The sequence below is a fragment of the Devosia sp. P3_B2 genome (assembly GCF_056402875.1).
In genome coordinates this window covers 1-20,138 of record NZ_JBFUGO010000017.1, presented here as the reverse complement: position 1 = coordinate 20,138, position 20,138 = coordinate 1, and the positions used below count along the sequence as shown (strand labels likewise).

The 20,138-nt window shown below is 61.9% G+C and carries 18 protein-coding genes and 1 pseudogene; 9 read left to right on the top strand and 10 right to left on the bottom strand.

From position 1 onward, the window contains the following. Positions 1-117: 117 nt before the first annotated feature. Positions 118-894, bottom strand: a complete 777-nt coding sequence (locus AC1DV8_RS21185) for an aldo/keto reductase (RefSeq protein ID WP_477158804.1) — start codon at positions 892-894, stop codon at positions 118-120. A gap of 1,085 nt (positions 895-1,979) precedes the next feature. On the opposite strand from AC1DV8_RS21185, the pseudogene AC1DV8_RS21180 reads away from it, so the two are divergent. From AC1DV8_RS21180 to AC1DV8_RS21160, 5 genes and pseudogenes are all read left to right on the top strand, one after another. Further along, positions 1,980-2,237, top strand: a pseudogene (locus tag AC1DV8_RS21180) (DNA ligase-like domain-containing protein); the annotation flags it as partial. A gap of 235 nt (positions 2,238-2,472) precedes the next feature. Further along, complete coding sequence (locus AC1DV8_RS21175; RefSeq protein WP_477158803.1) at positions 2,473-3,069, top strand: ATP dependent DNA ligase; 597 nt, start codon at positions 2,473-2,475, stop codon at positions 3,067-3,069. A 475-nt stretch (positions 3,070-3,544) separates the two neighbouring features. Beyond that, complete coding sequence (locus AC1DV8_RS21170; RefSeq protein ID WP_477158802.1) at positions 3,545-4,210, top strand: outer membrane protein; 666 nt, start codon at positions 3,545-3,547, stop codon at positions 4,208-4,210. A 7-nt stretch (positions 4,211-4,217) separates the two neighbouring features. Continuing rightward, positions 4,218-5,675: a class I adenylate-forming enzyme family protein gene (locus tag AC1DV8_RS21165; protein ID WP_477158801.1), complete on the top strand. Its 1,458-nt coding sequence runs from the start codon at positions 4,218-4,220 to the stop codon at positions 5,673-5,675. 282 nt (positions 5,676-5,957) lie between these two features. Next, positions 5,958-6,167: a DUF6766 family protein gene (locus tag AC1DV8_RS21160; protein ID WP_477158800.1), complete on the top strand. Its 210-nt coding sequence runs from the start codon at positions 5,958-5,960 to the stop codon at positions 6,165-6,167. Positions 6,168-6,482: 315 nt separating this feature from the next. Here AC1DV8_RS21160 and AC1DV8_RS21155 read toward each other — a convergent pair whose 3' ends face one another. Genes AC1DV8_RS21155 through AC1DV8_RS21145 form a run of 3 tightly spaced genes read right to left on the bottom strand, consistent with a single transcriptional unit; the run spans position 6,483 to position 8,405 of the window. After that, the gene (locus AC1DV8_RS21155; RefSeq protein ID WP_477158799.1) at positions 6,483-7,058 is read right to left on the bottom strand and encodes an alpha-ketoglutarate-dependent dioxygenase AlkB; all 576 of its coding nucleotides are present in this window, start codon (positions 7,056-7,058) and stop codon (positions 6,483-6,485) included. Further along, positions 6,982-7,317 carry a hypothetical protein gene (locus tag AC1DV8_RS21150; RefSeq protein WP_477152355.1) on the bottom strand — a complete coding sequence of 112 codons (336 nt, stop codon included), beginning with the start codon at positions 7,315-7,317 and terminating at the stop codon, positions 6,982-6,984. The genes AC1DV8_RS21155 and AC1DV8_RS21150 overlap by 77 nt, the downstream gene beginning before the upstream one ends. Positions 7,318-7,328: 11 nt before the next feature. Then, positions 7,329-8,405 carry a glycosyltransferase family 4 protein gene (locus AC1DV8_RS21145; RefSeq protein ID WP_477158798.1) on the bottom strand — a complete coding sequence of 359 codons (1,077 nt, stop codon included), beginning with the start codon at positions 8,403-8,405 and terminating at the stop codon, positions 7,329-7,331. A 195-nt stretch (positions 8,406-8,600) separates the two neighbouring features. Here AC1DV8_RS21145 and AC1DV8_RS21140 point away from each other — a divergent pair, with 195 nt between their 5' ends. The 3 genes from AC1DV8_RS21140 (at position 8,601) to AC1DV8_RS21130 (ending at position 10,370) form a co-directional block, all read left to right on the top strand. Next, positions 8,601-8,801, top strand: a complete 201-nt coding sequence (locus tag AC1DV8_RS21140) for a hypothetical protein (RefSeq protein ID WP_477152357.1) — start codon at positions 8,601-8,603, stop codon at positions 8,799-8,801. Positions 8,802-9,059: 258 nt separating this feature from the next. After that, entirely contained in the window at positions 9,060-9,758 is a 699-nt protein-coding gene (locus AC1DV8_RS21135) for a hypothetical protein (RefSeq protein ID WP_477158797.1), read from the top strand. A 276-nt stretch (positions 9,759-10,034) separates the two neighbouring features. Further along, complete coding sequence (locus tag AC1DV8_RS21130) at positions 10,035-10,370, top strand: hypothetical protein (protein WP_477158796.1); 336 nt, start codon at positions 10,035-10,037, stop codon at positions 10,368-10,370. A 420-nt stretch (positions 10,371-10,790) separates the two neighbouring features. On the opposite strand, the gene AC1DV8_RS21125 is transcribed toward AC1DV8_RS21130, so the two are convergent. The 5 genes from AC1DV8_RS21125 to AC1DV8_RS21105 form a co-directional block, all read right to left on the bottom strand. Continuing rightward, positions 10,791-11,135, bottom strand: a complete 345-nt coding sequence (locus tag AC1DV8_RS21125) for a hypothetical protein (RefSeq protein ID WP_477158795.1) — start codon at positions 11,133-11,135, stop codon at positions 10,791-10,793. A gap of 128 nt (positions 11,136-11,263) precedes the next feature. After that, on the bottom strand, positions 11,264-11,860 hold the full coding sequence (locus AC1DV8_RS21120; protein ID WP_477158794.1) for a cation efflux transmembrane domain-containing protein: 597 nt from the start codon (positions 11,858-11,860) through the stop codon (positions 11,264-11,266). A gap of 47 nt (positions 11,861-11,907) precedes the next feature. Continuing rightward, complete coding sequence (locus tag AC1DV8_RS21115) at positions 11,908-12,690, bottom strand: SOS response-associated peptidase family protein (protein WP_477158793.1); 783 nt, start codon at positions 12,688-12,690, stop codon at positions 11,908-11,910. Positions 12,691-12,965: 275 nt separating this feature from the next. After that, positions 12,966-14,624, bottom strand: coding sequence for a Na/Pi cotransporter family protein (locus AC1DV8_RS21110; RefSeq protein WP_477158792.1), 1,659 nt, complete (start codon positions 14,622-14,624; stop codon positions 12,966-12,968). 276 nt (positions 14,625-14,900) lie between these two features. Beyond that, positions 14,901-15,158, bottom strand: coding sequence for a GrpB family protein (locus AC1DV8_RS21105; protein ID WP_477158849.1), 258 nt, complete (start codon positions 15,156-15,158; stop codon positions 14,901-14,903). 124 nt (positions 15,159-15,282) lie between these two features. On the opposite strand from AC1DV8_RS21105, the gene AC1DV8_RS21100 reads away from it, so the two are divergent. Beyond that, positions 15,283-17,262 carry a methyl-accepting chemotaxis protein gene (locus AC1DV8_RS21100; protein ID WP_477158791.1) on the top strand — a complete coding sequence of 660 codons (1,980 nt, stop codon included), beginning with the start codon at positions 15,283-15,285 and terminating at the stop codon, positions 17,260-17,262. Between the two features lie 363 nt (positions 17,263-17,625). On the opposite strand, the gene AC1DV8_RS21095 is transcribed toward AC1DV8_RS21100, so the two are convergent. Continuing rightward, positions 17,626-19,827 (bottom strand): putative bifunctional diguanylate cyclase/phosphodiesterase, encoded by a 2,202-nt coding sequence (locus tag AC1DV8_RS21095; RefSeq protein WP_477158790.1) that lies wholly within the window; start codon positions 19,825-19,827, stop codon positions 17,626-17,628. Positions 19,828-20,138: the final 311 nt, after the last annotated feature.

Genomic DNA, 20,138 nt, shown 5'->3' with positions numbered 1-20,138 from the left:
GTGCGAGTTTCAGTCCTCCGCGTGCGCGCGGCCCAGCGCACGTGACCCGGAAGCGGATTATGAACTTGCTTGCAGCAGGAGGGTTCCGGAACACTGCTACGTTACTTGGCCGGTCAACTAGTAGAGATCATTGAAGGTGTCCGGATCGCTGCCGGTTCGGCCGTTCTCGACATCATCTAGTCCGGAGATTCGTCCCATCTCCCCATCGGATAGGGTGAAACCGAAGACGTCGAAGTTCTCGCGGATGCGCTCTGGAGTCTCTGATTTCGGGATGACGATCGAGCCTCGCTGCAGGTGCCAGCGAATGATGATCTGTGCGGGCGATTTGCCGGCGCTGGCGGCAATTTCCCCGATGATCGGATCGTCGAGCACCTCACCACTGCCCAAGGGGGAGTAAGACTCGTGGCGAATGCCCCTCGAAGCCAGATAGGGCTGGAGGTCCTTCTGTTGGAAGTATGGGTGAGTCTCCACCTGGTTCACGGCAGGGACGATACCGGTCTCGTCGATGATGCGTTCCAACTGGTCATGAGTGAAATTGGAAACGCCAATGCTTCGGACAAGGCCCTGATCCTTCGCTTCGATCAATCCCTTCCACGTGTCCACGTACCTGTCGTGCGCCGGTGTCGGCCAGTGGATCAGCATCAGGTCAATGAAGTCCAAGTTGAGTGCGGAGAGCGACTCCTGGACGCCAGCCAGCGCACCGTCGAACCCCGCGGCCTTGGTGCGCAGCTTGGTGGTCAAGAAGACTTCCGAGCGCTGCACGCCGCTGCTTCCTAGTGCCTCTCCAACGCCCGCCTCGTTGTCATAGCCCTGCGCGGTATCGATCAAGCGATAGCCAGCGTCCAGGGCGCCGGTCACCGTGGGAACAACCTTCTGGTTCTCGATCTGCCACACTCCGAGCCCAACTGCGGGATTGATACGAACTCGCTCAACTGGATGACGGGCAGGGTGGCGAGGGCGGCATCGTTCTGAGCCATGAGGGCGTCTCCGTGGGTTGCCCTCTCCGAACTAGCTGGAGACTCGACAGTTCCAAGACTCCTTACCTGGCACCAACAGCCTCAAAGTTTCGATCCAGATACTGAATTGGAGCGGTTTAGTTCAGTGGGGATCGGGAATACGGGCCACCGGTTTCCGCCCCCTTTGATGCCCCGCGTTGCGGCGTTCAGGACATCGAAGCGATTTTGAATGGCCGTTGGCCGCCCCACGATTAATTCGTTCGGGCCGCCGGTGAGGGTCGCCTGCGAACAAGCCAGACGTTCTCTCCGAACTCGTGCGGCTGGTCTGGCTCCTCAAATCCGAACCAGACGCGCCAATAGTTGAACTCGGCCTGCTGTGTCGCGCGATCGGTGCTAGCGAACGTACAGCAGGCAAGATTCTTCGCGATGAATTCGACTAGGGGGGTCGCCCGGTTTGGGCCGAGTGGAATTCATCACCTGCTCCTTGAGAGGTCCCTGCCGTGGCTAGTAAACTTACGATGCTGACGAATACCCGGCTCCACCAGGCCCGGTCATAAGCCAAGGGCTTAGTCAGGCGGGCTTCCCGCATCTTGTCCGGTCACTTTCCGGAGCGCCTCGTCGGGATTATCAGAGGATCCGGCACGCGATCTTCCCAGGGGGCCTGGGGGAGATGGTGCCTTCGCACACGCCAGTGGCTGATGAGGCTGCTCTACTAACCGCTCTAAGCGTCGAGAAACGGCGTAGGGCACTAACCTAGATCAATGCCGCCACTGCAAACCGAGTGAGTGAAATTTGGTTATGGCGTAATCGGCTGCTCGTCTGCGGGCATGCTACGGTACGCAACCGAACAGTGCCTGCCGCATTGAATCGCCGATGTACACGAGTTCCTCATGCCGGCCGTGAAGGCCGCTCCCCGCACGCGACGGCAAGGCCGCAGGGACTCACCATCCTTCCTGCTTTTCGTCCGCCCAGCTGGCGACGCTCGAGCGCCGTGTTCCTACCGGGGACAGCTGGCTGTTCGAGATGAAGTTCGACGGCTACCACATGCAGGCGGCGATCGCCGGCGACCAGGTCGGCCATGACTGGACGCGCCAGTTCGGTTACGTCGTACCGGCGCTGTCGAAGCTCACAACCGGGTCCGCCTTGATCGACGGCGAACTGTGCGCCATCGACGAAGAGGGCCACACCGATTTCACGCTGTTGAAGAACAGCCTCGACGGCAAAACACCGGTGGTCTTCTACGCCTTCGCCCTGCTGGAGCTCGATGGCGAGGACATCGCCGGGCTGTCCCAACTGGAGCGCAAGCAGCGGCTTGAAGCCCTCTTGGCCAACCTGCCTGACGACGCCCGATCGCCTATTCGGATCACATCGCGGGTGGCGGGGCTGACGTGTTCAAAGCGATGTGTGAAGGCCGCTTCGAAGGCGTCATCGCGAAGTCCCCGATTGCTCGCTATTACGCAGGGGAGCGTTCCACCGCCTGGCTCAACGTCAAGTGCGTGCAGCGGCAGGAGTTCGGGTGATCGGGTGGCGGCCGCCCGAGTATGGCGTCGACAATGTCCGCGGGCTCTTCCTCGCCACGTACGAGGCGGGCCGCCTGGCCTACCGCGGCGGCGCGGGCACAGGTTTCACCGACAAGATGCGGCGTGACGTGTGGGACGTTCTGCAGCTGATCGGCACCGACGAACGGCCCCCGGTTGTCGGAATGCCGCGGGCAGAGATGCGGGCCGCCCGCTGGGTCGAGCCGCGCCTCCTGGCCGAGGTCGAATACACCGAGATCACCCTGGACGGCCTGATCCGCATCCGTCTTTCAAGGGCCTGCGCGAAGACAAACCCGCCACCGATGTTCACCTGGAGGAGAGACCCAATGGTTGACCTGAACCACCCGACCAATTCAGCGCCCGAGGAACGCCTCGGGCACCTGCCAGTCAACGCCGACGACATCGTCGTGATGATTTCCGACGTGCTCTATGAGTACCTTCCGCGCGACAGCGGGGTATCGGCAAAGGAGGCGCTCGGTGAAGTGCTCGCGATCCTCGAGACGCCACTCGCGCTCGAGATCTACGAGCGGGAAATGGAGCGCCGGCACCCCCGGGACGCGAGCCGGTGGCACTAGCCATGACCGACAAGTTCCCACCGAAGCCATCGGCGCCCAGCGTGCTCCCTCGAAATAGGCGCGGCCATCGAGCGCAGCAAAGCGCTCGCGAAGGATGATCGTCGGACGCTACTTCAGGTGAGACCGACGCCGGGATCGATGCCACTACGACGAAGAGCATCGATCTGGCCCTGCTGACCTACGCGTCTTGCAAGGAAGCCGGCATCGTCAGTAACGGTCTGGAAAGAGACATGAGGCGCGGCAGCGACACCGCGCCTCTCAACCGGCCGAGGCGGTGGAAGGATCCTACACAAGCTCCAACTGGCCCGGGTTTTCTTGGGGAACGCCGGGCCTTTTGTCGTTCTGCCGGCAGGAAAAGGCCAGTCAAGAACGTCCACATTTTGTGCGAATTGTGGCACAAAAGGCATAGCGTTTTCAGCAGCTTGGAGCTAATCGTCACAGTAGCGTCGTCATTGAGTCTATTTTGGGGGCTGCCATGCGTGGCAAACTGTTGGCTACTACGGCGCTGGGCTCGACGCTCTTTCTCATCCCTGCTGTCGCTCTTGGGCAATCGGCCTACGATTGGACGGGGGCCTATGTCGGCGCTTCGCTTGGAGTGGTGGCCACCACCAGCGACCTGGAAGCCGACGGCAACGAACTGAATTTTGCCACCAAAGGTGGGCTGGCTGGGCTTACGGCGGGCTACAACGTCCAGCTCGAGAACTTCGTTGTTGGCATCGAAGCCGACGGTAGTTTGACGACGGTCGACGGTACCAACACCAATCTCATTCCGTTCGCCGGTGGCGATGAGCGGCTGGAATCTTTGCTGACCCTACGTGGTCGATTCGGTGTGACCAACGGTCCGGTGCTGGCTTACGCGACCCTTGGCCTTGCCGGCGGCCAGGCGAGCTATACTGCGAACGTTTCCGACCTAGGTAAGGGTACGCCCGTTCCCGCCATAGCATCGGGCTTTGTCACCGGCGTCGTCGCCGGCGCCGGTGTCGAAGTCGCGGTAAACGACAATCTCAGCGTTAAGACCGAAGGTCTGATGTACCAGATGTCGCCGCTTACCGCTTCTGGCGACACCGGCAAGGGCAGCTTCGACTCCGAGTACAAGCCTTCGGGCCTTGTCGTGCGGACCGGCGTGAACTTCCACTTCTGATCCGGGCATGCAGCTCGTAAAAGCCATTGTGCACCAAGCGCGGCGGTCCGAGCAGGACCCCGCGATTGCTTATGGTGGCGGTGTCGCCAACTTCGGTTCGCTCATGGGGGCGACGGCGGCCGCGGTGGATGCCCTGACCTCCTTCGGCGTGAAGCCGCGGCAACTCGTCATCCTCGACATCCGGAACCCGATACACCACACCGCCATGATCTATGCCTTGGCGTTGCTGGGCGTCAGGTCGGCATCTGTGGGCACGATCTTTGTCACGCAGCAGAGCGGACCACGCCCAGACCTATTCCTGACCGACCGCGACGATCTCCCCCCGTCAGACCTTCCGGTTCGAAAGGTGGATCCCCGGTGGTTCAGCTTCGATCAGTCCGCCCCCATCGACTACGCCAGGCTAATGGGGATGCCTGGTTTCCCCAATCCTGACGACGTGGTGAGATACGTCTACTCGTCAGGGACTACAGGCCGTCCAAAATGCGTGGCGCTGACGAACGCATCCCTCGAGCTCAGGATGGCTCACACCCAAACCTACATGAACCAGCGCATCCTGAGTGGTGCCGCCTTAAACATGATGGGGTTCTCGACGATTGCTGGCATCATGTCGCCAATCCTGACCCATAGTGTCGGCGCGCTGCTGTGTTTCTCATCGAACTACGTTGAAGCCTTGCAGTTGGTCCGGATGTTCAATGTCAGCGCCATCGGGGGTGCTGTCGTGCAATTGCAGGGTATCCTCAACGCGCTTGGGACGGCTGCGCCGCCGCCAAGTCTGAGATGCGTTTCGGTTGCCGGATCCAAGTTGCCAATCCGTATGCTGAGCGAGATCCGCTCACGCCTCGCCAGCTTCGTCATCGGCGGCTATGGCTCAACCGAAGTAGGTGGCCTCACATCTGCAACGGCGGCCGACTTCGAGCGGCACGAGGGTGCGGCGGGCTACATACTCCCGTGGGCAACCATCGAAGCCGTTGATGACACGGGCAGTGCCCTTCCCGCCGGAAGCGAAGGCGTGCTCCGGGTGCGGAGTTCCGAAATCGCATTCTACGTGGGAGACCGTGGCGAGCCGCTGGAAACCACGTCGGACGGATGGTTCTACCCTGGGGACTTCGGGCGCATTGAACCGGATGGGCTTGTTGTCATAACCGGTCGCACGGGCGACATCATCAACCGGGGCGGCGTCGTGGTTGCGCCGGAACTGATTGAAGAGGTTTTGCGTCTGTCGGCCAGTGTGACGGACGTTGCGGTAGTTGGATGCACGAACACGGCAGGGATCGACGAGATTTGGGCAGCTGTCGTTGCTTCGGCACGCCTCGATCCTGATCGTCTAATCGCAGAGGCAGCGCCCAAGCTGAACGAGCGCGTGCCGGATAGGGTTTTTCAGATTGACGCCGTACCCCGCAATGAGAACGGCAAGGTCATGCGCAACGCGCTGCGGGAACAGCTGCGCCAGATGCTGTTGCGCTGAGGCCACGCAACGCATGCACCGGTCTAGTCAATGGCTGGGTCTCGGCATCGCCGGCACCACCTCGGTCGGAGCAGGCCTGCCTTGAACGGCGGCGCACGGGACTCAACCGGGCTACTTTATGCAGACTCTGCGCCGCGAGCACACCTCGAAAGTCCCCAGTCGCTTGAGGACTTCGAGATCATGCTCGAACCCGAAGGCATGGGGCGAGAGTAGGGCGAAGGCTCGCGGAACTTCATTCCCCGGACAAGGTTGAGTGACCGGTACATTTGTTGGGCGGTCGCTATGAGCTTCTTCCGCAATAACGGGCTGACGATCGTACCGCTCGTACTCACCGCTCTTTCCCTTCTGGGTATGGCGATGGCGGGCCTGCGGGTCGAGAACGAAACGCTCGTCGAGCACGGATCGCAGACGGTGGATCTGTGGTCGTACATCGGCAGCGGGAGTTTTTTGTCAGCGGTGTTCGAAAACTGGGAGAGCGAGTTTCTCCAATAGGCGGCGACGAGCTGAGCATCTCAGTTGAGTCAGGACATAGGTCGAGGACGCGGACTTGTCGCGCTCGGTCCTAGACGGCTGGCGAGGTTCGTCAGATTGTCCCGTGCGATCTGGAGCAGGTTAGCCATTGCGCCCGGAACTTCACTTTGACGAAATTGTTGATGGGTGCCAGACGCGGAGTATCGAAATGACCGCCCCCAAAGCCGAAGGGAAGCCCGTCCCCCAACTACCCGCCACCAAGCTCGAACTGCTGTTGGCTGCCATGCGGCAGCAGCAACAGATGTACGGCAGCAAATAGAGCGCCACGCGCGGGCGCTACCGTTTCATTGACCTGAAGGTCACCGAATAGCGCAGGTTGGCAACAGGCGGGATGGAGTGCTCCCAGTCCGTGCGTGCCTCGCCCGAAATGAGGTACGCCGACCCGGGCTCCAGCGTCACGTTTCTTCTCTCCCAAAGCCCATTGCGCGGGCGGCGGAAGCGCATGGTGCAGGTCGCCCCGAGCGAGACCCCGACCACCTTATCGAACACTGCCTTGTCCTTGTGCCAACCGATTGCAGCGCCGGGCTGGTACTCAGTGACGAGCACCTGCTCCAGCGACTCCGGAGGAAGGCTGGCGAAGCGCGCAGACTTGTCCCGCAAGGGGAGGAGAAGGTCGGGAATGTGGCCGATCTTCTCGAGGCGTTGGGTGGAAAAGTCATATTTCCATCCAAAGGACACCACCCTGCGCTTGCCCGTAAAGCCGTGGCGGCCGATATGGCAACGCGCAACAGGATGAATCGAAGGCCCTTTCGACCTTGTGGTGTCGCAAGTTTCCTCAGGGTGGCCACGAAAGGGTCCGCAGTTGCTCCACCAAACGCTCAAAAGCCGCGTCGACATCATCAATGCGACCATGTGGTGGCTCACCCTTGGTTGCGACGCGAAACTCAGCGTGACGGTGCTTGACCTCCGCGAGGAGAGCGCCGGCCTCAAGGCGGGCCAAAGCTCCTTCCTCTGGCGAGCTGTAGGCCGAGGAGGCGCGAACGCCGAGATACGCGGCTTTGGCGTTCCACCCCTTTAGGGCCTTCAGGAATGGGGCGACCACTACCTCGGCCCGTCTCCGGTTCTCGACCGACGGCAGGCGGCGTTCGGGAACGACCTGTGGGTTCTCCATGGGCGATCTCCTCATTGTAGCCGAGGCTGTGATAGGTGGTGCGGAGCGGCCGCGGGCATGGCCGTGGCAAGCAACTCGTTGTAGATGCGAAGGTATCCGTCCACCATGCGGTCGGCGGTGAAGCGTCGTTCGAACGCGGCGCGCACTGCATCGCGGTCAAGCGCCCTGAGACGTTTTACAGCCTCGACGGCCTCGTCCGCGGTATCAACGACAAAACCAGTGACCCCTTCCTCGATGACTTCCGGCACCGAGCCCTTGCGGTATGCGACGACCGGCGTGCCGCAGGCCATGGCCTCGATCATTACAAGGCCGAAGGGCTCGCGCCAGGTAATGGGAAATACCAGTCCGAGGGCATTGCCCAGAAACTCCGACTTTTGCTGCTCCGTGACCTCGCCGATGTATTCGACGTGAGGGTTGGTACGGATGAGCGGCTCGATCCTGCTGTTCCAGTATTCCCGATCCATCACGTCGATTTTGGCCGCGATACGTAGTGGCAGGCCGGCCCGGGTGGCGATCTCGATGGCAGCATCGGGCCCCTTGTCGGGTGATATCCGTCCCAGGAATGCGAGGTAGCCCGCCTCGCCGCTGCCTTGTTGCAGCAGATCACGAGGGAGCCCGTTGTAGACGGTCCCTGCCCAGTTGAGATGCGAGATGGGACGCCTCTGATCGTCGGAGATGGACACCAGCGGGACGTCCGCGAAATGGTTGTAGAACCATTCGAGGTCCCGGTAGCCGATCTGGCCGTGCAGCGTGGTCAGTGTCCGGCCCTGAACGGGGCGAACCAGAGGGAAATGCAGCAAGTCGGTGTGGAAGTGCAGGATGTCGAAGTCATCCGCTCGTTTCATCACCTGATCCAGCATAGTCAGATGATCCGGAGTGGCCATTCCAAGGGAAGGATCGAGCCGAAACGAGGCTGGAGAGCCGGCGACGAGCTCGGCAGAGGTCACCGAATCTCCACTGGCGAAAAGCGTCACCTGATGGCCGCGGCGCACCAGTTCCTCGGTTATGAACGAGACCACGCGTTCAGTGCCACCGTAAAGTTTGGGCGGCACGCTTTCGAACAGCGGAGCGACTTGCGCGATCCTCATCGTGGCAACCTGGACGATCTCCCATCCTCTGACGTCCGCCGCCTGCTTTGGTTCTAAGCAACGGAAGGATAAACCTCTCCCGACGCATTTGGTTTCCGCCCCAGCGGAGCCAATTCCCGTTGGCGCCTAGCGGGAACCCTCTTTCAGCGTCGTCATTGAATCCGCCGCGGCGGCCGTAACGACGGAGTTCGATGAATGGCCAAACCGAAGCTGCCTATCGAGCGGGATCAGTGGTTGTGGGTGCTAACCAAGACGACGCGGATATCTGAAGAACCCAACAGCTTGGGCGTGCACGACGTGACAGTCCAGTTGCCCAATGGCAACCTTGAGACCATGGCGTACAACCCGGACAAGATGCGTGCCGATGAGGAGCTAAGTCAGCTCCTCAATCCATGACGCGCTTGGGCGGAACCGAGTAAGCGATGGCGGGGAGATGTTCAGTGAGCCGACGCTGAAATTCCCCCGAGCGTTTAGTGTTCCAGAGTACGCATTAAGATCGGTGCCGCGATCTGACACAAGCGAGGGGCCTCTGCCTTCAAGGATCGTCCCGTCCGCCGGGAACCTCCTTCGTCACGCGAAGTTATTGGGGCCGCAAGCGGTAAAGCGCGGCAACTCTTCGACAGCGCAACCTGCTTGCATGAAGAGGAGAAAATCATGAAAACGATTGTGCTTGTTTCGCTGCTCGCCGGGCTCGCATGGCCTGCCGTGGCGGTTGCCCAGGATGCAACCACGTCGACGACGGCCGGCGTCACCCTCAGTACCGATCTCGACTCCGTCGACGAGCTGTCGGCGCATCTCGCAACTTCCGGCACTGTGGATCTGGCCACAGTTAGCGATCCCGCGAAAATCAACATCGTCAAGGTGTCCGCGCTCGAGGCCAGCGCCTCCGGGAACATGGACAGCTTCAAGACCGCCGTGACGACGAACGCTGCCGCCCTCACCACCTTGCGCGACGCGGTGACGGCGAACACCGTCATCGTCACCAAGCTCGAGGCCGAAGGTCTGAAGGCCGGCGATGTGGTTGCCGTTGTTCATAATCAGGCCGACGGATCGATCACCATCTACGTCGACGACAGCTCCATGACCACGGGCGCCGTCGTCGGTGGCACTATGGTGGGCGGCGTCGCCGTCTCGGCAGAGGATCTTCCAAAGGTGCAGGCAGCCTGCGATACGCTGGCTGCCAAGCAGGCCCAGGGCGGTGCCGCCTCGACCGACACTGCTACCGACGCTGCACCGAGCGCTGATGCAACCACCGGTGAGACTGACGCCGGGATCGATGCCGCGACGACCAAGAGCATCGACCTGGCACTGCTGACCTACGAGTCCTGCAAGGCCGCGGGTCTCGTGAAGTAAACTGCACTGTGAAGCCCCGGAAGACGTTCCGGGGCTTCACAGTCAAAAGTCGTGCCGGAGATGGCGCCAGGGACTGGCGCACCGAGAAAGCTTCACTACCGGCCGGTAGGCGCCAGCAGCGGCACGGACTGAAGAAGTAAGACGCGACAGTGCGTATTGCCTCGCGCGCGCCACCCTAGGAAGTGATAGTATTACACTCAGAGGCCATTCACGACATAGCGTCAGATCCGCTCCATCGACGACGTTTCCTGCGTCGCCACGACATGGGAGAGAAAGATGACGTCACTTGGCCTCCGCCGCGCCCTCACAGCTGTTCTCGTCTCCGCCACCGTTGTCCTACCACCGCCGATCGTCTCGGGCGCGGGCAACAACGACAGCTACGAGCAGGTGTGGGACATCGAAGAGTACGACAACTGTATCAAATTTGGTTACGGGGAGCCCGTGACCTGCTGCATCAATTCCGGCGGCCGCTGGGACGGCCCGAACGCGGGATCCGGAAAATGCGTCGCTCCGGACCCTGCGCAAAGTTCGGCGCCGGGTAAGGGGACGCGGCCACTAAAGCCGCACGGGCCTTTCCTGTCCCCCAAAACCCTGCTCGACTCGAAAGGCTGACGAGCCACCTGGTTGTTGCTGGCGACCCCGGTGGTGTGAGCCAGCCCACAGCAAACGGTCCGGGTCCAGGACCCGGAGTGCGAAGTCATCGGCCTGAGAATTGCCGTGCGCTCGGGCCGATCGCGGCCATCGGGAAAAGCCACGAACCCTCCGGGCTGCGCTCCCAGGCAGGCCCTTCGTTTCCTGAACCATGCCAGATGTTGCGGGGCTGTCAGACGGCAGGGGCTTACACGTAGTGCGGGCAAGGCGGAATTTGAGTCCCGGGCGCGCCCATCCTTGTTCTCATTCCGTTCCCGGATGTATCAATCGGAAATGAGTGCGCCTGACGACCCCTTTAGCGGCTACCTTTCCGACTATCGTCATCCCAAGTTGACGATTGTCTGCACCCCCTGCGGCCGTCACGGCGAATACAGCGTCGGGTCACTTCGCAGAAAGTTCGGCAATCCGCCGTTGGCCGATGTGTGCCGGTTGGTCGCTATGGCCGGCCAGTGCCCGAAGGCGATGCAGTATCCCGGTGTCGATTGCACCGCCCATTTTGCCCGAAAGTACATTGCCAATGAGGTCCGCAGTCTTGGCGCTGCTCTCCATGCGGGCTGGACCCTTGGCCTCCGATGCGAGGGGCGGCACGAAGGGCTGAAGACAAAGAAGCCCTGCATCACGGCGTTTTCGATCGACCTCGAAAGCCTGGTCGCCGGGCTGGGTCACGAATTCCCAATTGAACGCCTGCAACAGAAAATGTGCTGTCCTCGCTGCGGCAGCCGGCATGTGTCGCTGTACTGGAGTACACCTCCGCGGCCGCGAGCTACGGAGCCAGTGCCGCTGCGCCGGGCAGGGTAGAGCAGCGTCCGGTTCTGGCCCTTCGGTCGACCGGCGCGAATAGATCTTGGCTGCTGCTAAGCAGCTTCCTTGTGCTCCCCTCGAGCGGCTTCCCAGACCTCGCGAGCAGCATCGATGTTCATCGCGGCAATCGCCAATCCGACAATCACGTCAGGCCACACGGACTGCCAGATGTAGGCCGTTACCAGTCCCGCCAGGATGATCGCCACGTTTGCAATGGCATCGTTGCGAGCTGACAAGAATGCTGCCCGTGTGAGGCTGCCGCTGTGGGCCCTAAACCGAGCAAGGATGAAGGCGCAGGCAAGGTTGACCGTCAACGCACCCGCGCCTGTCAGCGACAAGGCAAACGGTTCGGGTGGAACCGGGTTGGTGAATTTCCCCCACAGCGCCCAGAGGAGCGCCAGGGCCGGCGCCAGCAGGATCCCGGCGAGCACCATTCCGACGCGGGCACGGGTGATAGGCGTCCACGCCAGGGCGAAGAAGATCAGCAGGTTTACCGAAGCGTCCTCAAGGAAATCGACACTGTCGGCGAAGAGTGAGACCGACCCTATCGAAAGGGCGACTGCGAACTCGATCCCAAAGTAGGCCAGATTAAGCAGGGCCACGATCAGGACAGCCCGTCTTAGCCCGGCATTCGCTGGATCAGAACTCATTGACAACCTTTCGAACCACAACCCTTAGCCACCGTACCGAAAGGGTCTCAGAACAATGACGGCTCTTCGACCGGCTCCGGCGGGTCCTCTTTCGGGCCGACCGAAACCACCTGCAGCACACCGGGCGGCAGTGGCCGCTGCAGTAGTTTGGCCTCCTCCCATGGCGCTGTCATCCAAATCTCGATCTCTTCGGGCGTGGTGAGGATCACTGGCATGGCGTCGGGATTCGCCTGCGCCACGACATCGTTCGGATCGGTGGTGAGGAAGGCGAAGAGATCCGTAGTGATCATCCCCTCGGAGGTCTTGCGCACGCTGGTCCATTGCGGCGCCACGATCCCGGCGAAGTAGGCCAGCGGCCGATCAGCGTCAAAGGCGAACCATGTGTTGCCCCGCTTCTTGCCGTCAGGGCCGGTTTGGCTGCTGAACTCGGCAAAGCTGGTGAACGGTACGATGCAGCGAAATTCCGGCGCCAGCCACCGCTTCCAGTGCAGGCTGTCGGTGTTGCGCACGTTGTGCGTGCCGCGATCGGGCTCCAGCCGCACCAGCTCGTCGAGCTCGGCCTGGCTGAGGTCGCGGCCCTGCTTCTCGGCGATTTTTCTCGCCCGCTCCCTAGCCGCCAGGAAGAGTGCCCTGGACGAACTCGGCATTCCCCAGCGCACTTTCACCAGTTCCCGGAACCCGCCCGGCACGTTGCGGATGATCGGCGCCAGCATGTCGGGATAGATCCCCGTCTGCGGCGGCAGGTTGCCGATATTTGTCGCCACCTCGAAGGTGAATCGCAGCCGCCGCAGGGCTTCGAGATTGGTGGTGATAGAGTAGGCGTGGCACATGTCCGCCACGCTAGCGGCAGCACTGGCTCCGGATCAAGCCGGAGGAACCACCTCAGGCGACATCTAGCCGTCCACCGCTGCGCTCTTGGCCGGATCGACAGTCGACGCCTACGCTTGGAGGGGCACCGGCTACATGGCGCTCTCGACCGGTTGAATGGCTGTCGGCTCGCCGCACACCGGGCCCAGTGACGCCCTGGTCGCCCGTCACTCAAGCGTCAGCCGGGATACCGATGACCAGGGTTCTCTGGTTGCACTGACGTCGGTGCACGGCTCGCTTATTCGGCCGGCGAAGCTAGGCGCGTTGGTAGCAGCTCGCCCACGCTGTCTAGTATTGGATAAGCGGCGGCCGCCACGATGTGGGAGTTCACCAGCTTCATGTCTCGGATCAGATCCAGATGCAGCGCGCTGGATTGAGATGCCGCGGTGATCCCGTCGCGCATCAGGGCAAAATGCGTCGTGGTTGCCTGCGCCTCAGAGCGACGGAACGCGAGCTTTTCCTCTGCTAGTCCGCGGGCAGTTCGCGCATCCTCAGTCACAAGTAGCGATGCTGCCGTCCGGGTATTGGCAATGAGGCGGTCCATCATGTCGATGAGCTCCGCCTCGTTGTCGGCGTCAGGCAGCAGCCCGCGCTTCAGCCGCTTGGTGGCATGCGGAAGCAAGTTGCGGTCGATAACGTCTCCTGCTTGTTCCATGTTCATCGCGAACATCAGGATCGCCTGCAGCCTTCTCTGGTCATTCTCACTCAACGCCTCTGGATCTAACTCACTGAGGTAGCGTTTGATCGCCATGTTAAGGCTGTCGAGCACATCGTCGCGGGCCCGAGTCTCGGCAATCAGCTTGCGGTCCCCGCTGGACAGTGCCTCTCGCGCTCCTGAGAGCATTGCTTCAAGGGCGTCAGCCAATCGCAGCGCCTCACGAGCAGCGCCTCCGATCGCCACGATGGGCGTCTCTCGGGCCGCACGATCGAGATAGAGCGGTTGTCCGGGATCGGCTGGGTCGACCCGATCCGGGATCAGCCGCTCGAGCAGGCGCGATAGGGGTGTCAGGAACGGCAGCGTTAGCAGCGCCAACACCAGGTTGAAGACGAGGTGAAAGCTTGCCACGGCCGCAGCTCCCTCTAGGCCAGCCGCGACGAGCCCATTTAGGATCGGTCCGATCAGCAGCCACGACAAGGCGACGCCAAGAAAGCGATTACCGAGATTGGCGAGCGGCAGCCGCCTCGCCTCAGGACCACCGGCGGTTGCTTCGAGGAGCGGGTTGAGCGCCGTTCCGAGATTGGCGCCGACAACCAGCATAAGTGCCGGCTCAAGTTCGATGACCCGGCTAGCGGCGAGCGACATCACCAGCAGCACCACCGCCACGCTGGAATGCGCGAGCCACCCCGACACTGCGCCGAGCGCGATCGCCAGCACCGGTATAGCTGCGATCGCTCCGAGCATGCCGACGAGCTCGACCGAATGCGCGAGTGGCTCAAGCATCATGAGCATCTGGTGGAGCGCCAGGATCATTATCCCGAGCCCGATGAATACTCGGCCCAGGTCGTGCGGCATCGCCCCGCCATCACGACGGAACAGCACCACGCCGATCAGCACCAGTAGCGGTGATAACGCTACGACGTTGAACGATAGCACTGTCACGATCAGCGCTGTGCCGACATTGGCCCCCAGCATGATCGCCATCGCCGGCACCAGGGCCACGAACCCTCCGGCAGCAAAACTCGTCGCCATCAAACCGGTGGCGGTACTCGATTGCAGGAGGGTCGTGACGCCGATGCCCGCGAAGAATGCGCGCACTCGGTTGCTCAGTGTCTTCGACAGAACGGCAGTCAGTCGCGGCCCAAACGCCCGCTGCATCCCTGTCTGGACCATGTGCGTGCCCCACAAGAGGAGGGAAACAGCGCCGGCGATGTTGAGGATTGTGAGCAAGGCGTCCATGGATGCTCCAGTCGATTTGCCCCATCTATCTCATGCACCAACGATCCACTCGCGCAACCGTTCATTGGGCACTGCTGCCGTCGTCACAGATAGCTCAGCTAATGCTTCTTTCGTTTGCCGAAGTTCCCGTCCCTTGTTTGATCGCCTCCAACGGCGAAGCGGGCCGCGTTGCGCACCTCGTCTGCTCCCGACATCGGCATCCGACTGGTCATGGCAGAGCCGCCGCCAACAGCTTTCTCACCGACCGCTTTTGGCGCAAAGCGGACCTCGGCACTGTCATTGCGTCCTCGGCGCGGAACCAACAGCTGCGTCGATAAACGGTGCCTTTTCAACGAGGTATTCCTTGATGCCGTGCTTGTTCGCAGCTTCCAATTGCAGCTTGAGGTTTTGATACCTTTGCCGCAGGTCGTCATCCTGTCTCAGCATGTCTCGGAAGCTGAGCATTCTGGAAATCTGCCAGTGTCCAGTCAGGCAAACATGAACCTCCTGGGTCCGAACCCCCCACCGTCGGCTGCTGCCTTTTGCCCAGCGAATAAATGCTTAACCTTAGGTTATTGCCTACGCGGTAATACTAGGTGGGCTGGAGCATGCACTTGAGCGTGCGAGCACCGGCCGAGGGACGAACACGTCCGTCGCCATTTACCGTGGGGGGTAAACGGTGCGCCGACTTTTCCGCAGTTTGAAGATTTCACACCGGCTGTACGCCGGTTTCGCCATCATCGTGATGCTGTTGGTGAGCGCGGTTTCCGTGGCGCTGTGGCAGGTCAACGATATCGAGACCATCAGCGCGCGCATCGCCACGTTGCGAACACCGACGGCACTGACCGCGGAGCGCCTTACGGCGAGCCTCCAGGGTTCGCTCGCGGCGCTGCGCGGCTACATCCTCACGGGCAAGGACAGCTTCAAGACCGATCGCGCCGTGAACTGGGCCGATATCGAACGAGCAGGCGTCGAGATGGACGCGCTGTCCGCGCGGTGGACGAACCAGGAAAATATCGACGCCTGGGGGGACTTCAAAACCATCCGCGACGAGTTCAAGGCAGCGCAAGCCGGTGTCGAAGCCATCACCGATCCTGCCGACACCAAGCCGGCGATCGCCATGCTGGTGGCCGAAGCGGCGCCGCGGGCCAACCAGTTGCTCACCATCCTGCTCGGACCGGTGCAGGCCGACGGCACGCGGGCCGGCGGCATGGTCGACAACCAGACCGGCATGCTTCGAGCCGACGCGGCCGCGTCTTCGTCGGCGACAACGACGCTGCTGATCACCGAATGGGTGATGCTGGTGCTGGGCATAGTGTTTGGCGCGACCACCTCTCTGTTGACCGCCCGTGCCATTTCGAGGCCGTTGGTCGCCATGACTGCGGCGATGGCAGAATTGGCCGAGGGCAGGCTCGAGACGGATGTACCGGGCAAGGAACGGGGCGACGAGATCGGTGCCATGGCGGCGGCGGTCGAAGTGTTCAAGCAGAATGGTATCAAGGTGCGCGAACTCGACCTGGCCGAGCAGGTCCGTGTCGGGCAGACGCGTGAACGGACCGAGGCGATGAATGCGCTGGTCGCCGGACTTGCTGACGTGGTCGATGCTGCCGCCGATGGCGAATTCTCGCGACGCATCGCGCTGACCCTGCGCGACGACGACCTTCGAGGCGTCATGACCGGGGTCAACAATCTTGTCGCAACCGTCGATCGGGGCATCACCGAGACCGGCAGCGTGCTTTCGGCGCTGGCCCAGACCGACCTCACGCACCGGGTGCGTGGTGACTACAAGGGCGCCTTCGCCCGCCTCAAGATGGACACCAACGCGGTCGGCGAGAAGCTGACCGACATCATCGGCCAGCTGCGGACCACCTCCGGCGCGGTGAAATCGGCGACTGGCGAGATCCTGTCGGGAGCCAACGACCTAGCCGAACGCACCACTAAGCAGGCAGCAGCGATCGAAGAGACCTCCGCAGCCATGGAGCAACTGGCCCAGACCGTCACTGATAACGCGCAGCGGGCAGACTCGGCGCGCACCAAAGCTCGAGAGGTGTCGCAGACGGCTGAGAAGACTGGCGATGTAATGCGCCACGCCAATGCGGCGATGGAGCGGATATCCTCTTCGTCGGGCAAGATTTCCAACATCATCGGGCTCATCGACGACATCGCGTTCCAAACCAACCTGCTGGCGCTCAACGCATCGGTCGAAGCGGCGCGTGCCGGTGATGCGGGCAAGGGATTTGCCGTGGTCGCAGTGGAAGTGCGCCGGCTAGCGCAGTCGGCGGCCAGCGCTTCCTCGGAGGTCAAGGCGCTAATTGAACAGTCGGCCACCGAAGTCAGCGGCGGGTCTCGGCTGGTGAGCGAAGCGGCGGACCGGCTTGCCTCCATGCTCGAAGGGGTGCGGGACAACGCCGCCCTGATTGACGAGATAGCTAAGGCCGGCCGCGAGCAGGCGAGTGCCATCTCGGAGGTGACGACGGCGGTACGGCAGATGGACGAAATGACCCAACATAATGCCGCGCTAGTTGAACAGACCAATGCCGCGATCGAGCAGACCGAAGCGCAGGCCAGCGAGCTCGACCGTATCGTCGATATCTTCGTGATTGAGGATGCCAGCCACGTGGGCAAAGATCGCAGCCGTCGGACGGCTGCTGCCGCCTAGATCTGCTTACAGCATTACCTCTGGGCTTCGTAGCTCCGCGCCGTTCAACCGCTGCTAACTCTGTGGCATTCATGGCGTGGCTTTGTTACGCAGCATCGGCCAGACGCGCCGTCTGGGGCGCTGACCGATCCGACACAGACGACTTCGGCTGAACTTGCATTTCGCGTCCGCCCGATCGGTCAAGGTCCGCAGACCGTGCCAGCGTCGGCCTGGGAGTTCAACGACCGCTCCTGGCCCAAAGCGGACATCCCGTCCACGAGCGCGGTTCTTCTGGAATTGGACGAGATAGGTATCGGGCGCGGCGAGCGGGCAGCCCGGCTTCGAGCAGGCCGTCTATGCTAGGTCGCCGTGAGCTTCAGTGGGCTATGCAGAGCGCCGGGGGTTTTCTGCTGGCGGGATGAGTTCCAGGAGCCGCTCTGGTGCGACGGGCCGGGACAGCAGGAAGCCTTGCAACTGGTCGCAGCCCATCTGTCGAAGCAAACGTGACTGCTCCGGCGTCTCTACGCCTTCACCGGTGACCTTCATGTGCATCGCGCTCGCCAGCCCGATGATGCACTTGACGATGTTGTCGATTTCCGTGTCCTTGCCGAGCTTGGCGACAAAGGACTGATCGATCTTCAGTTTGTCGACTCCGTGCGTCCGCAGGTAGCTGATAGACGAGTAGCCGGTGCCGAAATCGTCGAGTGCAACCCGGATTCCAGCCGCGCGGAGGTGGTTCAGGGTAGCTTGGACCTCAGGCGAGCTTTGGAGAAGCAGCCCCTCGGTGATTTCGATCTCCAGGCGCCGCGGGGAGAGCCCGGTCTCAGATAAAACCCTCAGAACCTGATCAGCGAAGCGCTCGGCGCGAAACTGCTGGGGGCTGACGTTCACGGCTACCCATGGCAACGATGAATTGGCAGCGAAGGTGCAAGCCTCCTGCAGCACCCATAGACCGAGTTGATCGATGAGGCCGCGCTCTTCGGCAAGTGGAATGAACATCGCCGGCGACAGGCGACCATGCCTCGGGCTGTTCCACCGGACCAGCGCTTCCGCGCCCAGCATCTGCTCACCGTCGGCGCTGTAGATCGGTTGATACACAAGTTCCAAGCCCGGCACGCCGTTTATCGCTGCCCGCAAGTCGAGTTCGATGGTGCGACGCTCCTGGACAGCCAGGTCCAGTTCACCGGCGAATAGCTGGTAGCGACCGCGCCCGCTCGTCTTGGCCTCGTAAAGTGCGACGTCCGCCTGCCGCAGTAGATCGTCAGCATCTGCAGTGCCCTCGTCGGAGAGCGTCACGCCCACACTCGCGCCGATGAGTGCCTCGTGTCCCATCAGGTCGAAAGGGCGCTGAAGCTCCACAACGATCCTCTGACTCACCGCCAGCGCCGCGCCGACGTCCTTTACATCCAACTGCACGATCGCGAACTCGTCCCCTCCAATGCGAGCCGCAGTATCTACGTCGGTGACAAGGCCGTTGAGGCGAGCAGCAACCTGTCGCATCAGTTCATCTCCGGCCGGATGCCCCAGCGTGTCGTTCACGTGCTTGAACCGATCGAGGTCGATGACGTGAAGGGCGAAGCGCGCGCCGGAATGCCGCCAGTTGGCGATAGCCTGACCAAGCCGGTCGGCGAAAAGTGCCCGGTTGGGCAACAGGGTCAAAGCGTCGTGAAAGGCGAGAAACGTCGCGTTGCCTTCGCTGGCCTCAAGCAGCGCCGAGGTGCGGCTGAGCCGCCGCATCAAAAGCAGCAGCAGCACGACTCCAAGCCCGAAGGCACCAACAAGGGCCGGTGCGACCTGCCAGATCAACGACATGGCTGGTCGGTTAGGCGACCAGTTGAAGAAGCCCAAGATGCGGCCGGATTGGTCGAGGACCGGTGCAGAAACATAGCCCACAGTCAGAGCGCTATCCGTCGAAAACGTGAGGTTGTCGATGGCATACTTAACCGCGATCGCTTGGCTCAAGGTTTCGTCGACAAGGCGCACCGAAACATGCAGGAATTCGGTGCCCGGCTCTTGTTCCACGGCATCGGTGGACGGGATGATCGGTCGGACGCTAACGATGCCGACGTCGCCGCTGGGGAAAACTACCTTGTCGATAGTGCCAAGCCCGGTAACGGCATTCCGGTAGTCCTGCTGCCCCGCGGCCGTGGCCAAGTCATGCCGCAACTGCTGCACAAGAGGGTCAATGAACGTACGATCCGCGTCGTAGCTGGCATCGGCTACGCGCTCGCCATGCCATACCGCCCGCACCACCTGTCCCGTCCGGTCTAGTATGTAGACCTTGTCGTGCCCGAAATACTCACTCATCCATTCCGCGAGATTTTCAGCGAGCCAAGGTTCATTGCCGGATCGAAGGTTAAGCACGGAATCGTCCCAGATCGCCGAGCTATCCTGCTCGACCGGGATGCGGTCGGCGATTTCCTGCAGGCCGACTGTGACGGAGCGTCGTTGCTGCGCAACGGAAGCGTTGTCGATCTGGTCGGCTGCCCACCAGCCAAAACTGACCGCTGCCAACGACACAGCCGCCACGGCGAATAGGAGAACCCGGCTCAACTGCTCAGAAACAGCATGGGAGGTCTTACGCATCACAGCACCCAGCATGCGGGACCAGAACTTAATCGACCATCTGCTAAGAAACTCTGACACTCCGTCGGCAACGCGATCACCATCGCCGCCACTCTCCAATGAGCCGGGGCAATTGCTGCCTGCGTGCACCCGGTGTAGCGACGCTGGTTCGATCATTACGCTCCGCGGGAGCATCTAAATCGCGTCAGGGACGTTGTGGATGCCGCCATGAAGCCCACAACCACATCTAGCCGCATCAGCCGACTGATCTACCGCCTCGCAGACTTCCTCGCAGACTGGCGAGGGTTCATTGCCACTTTTCTTGCCCTGAT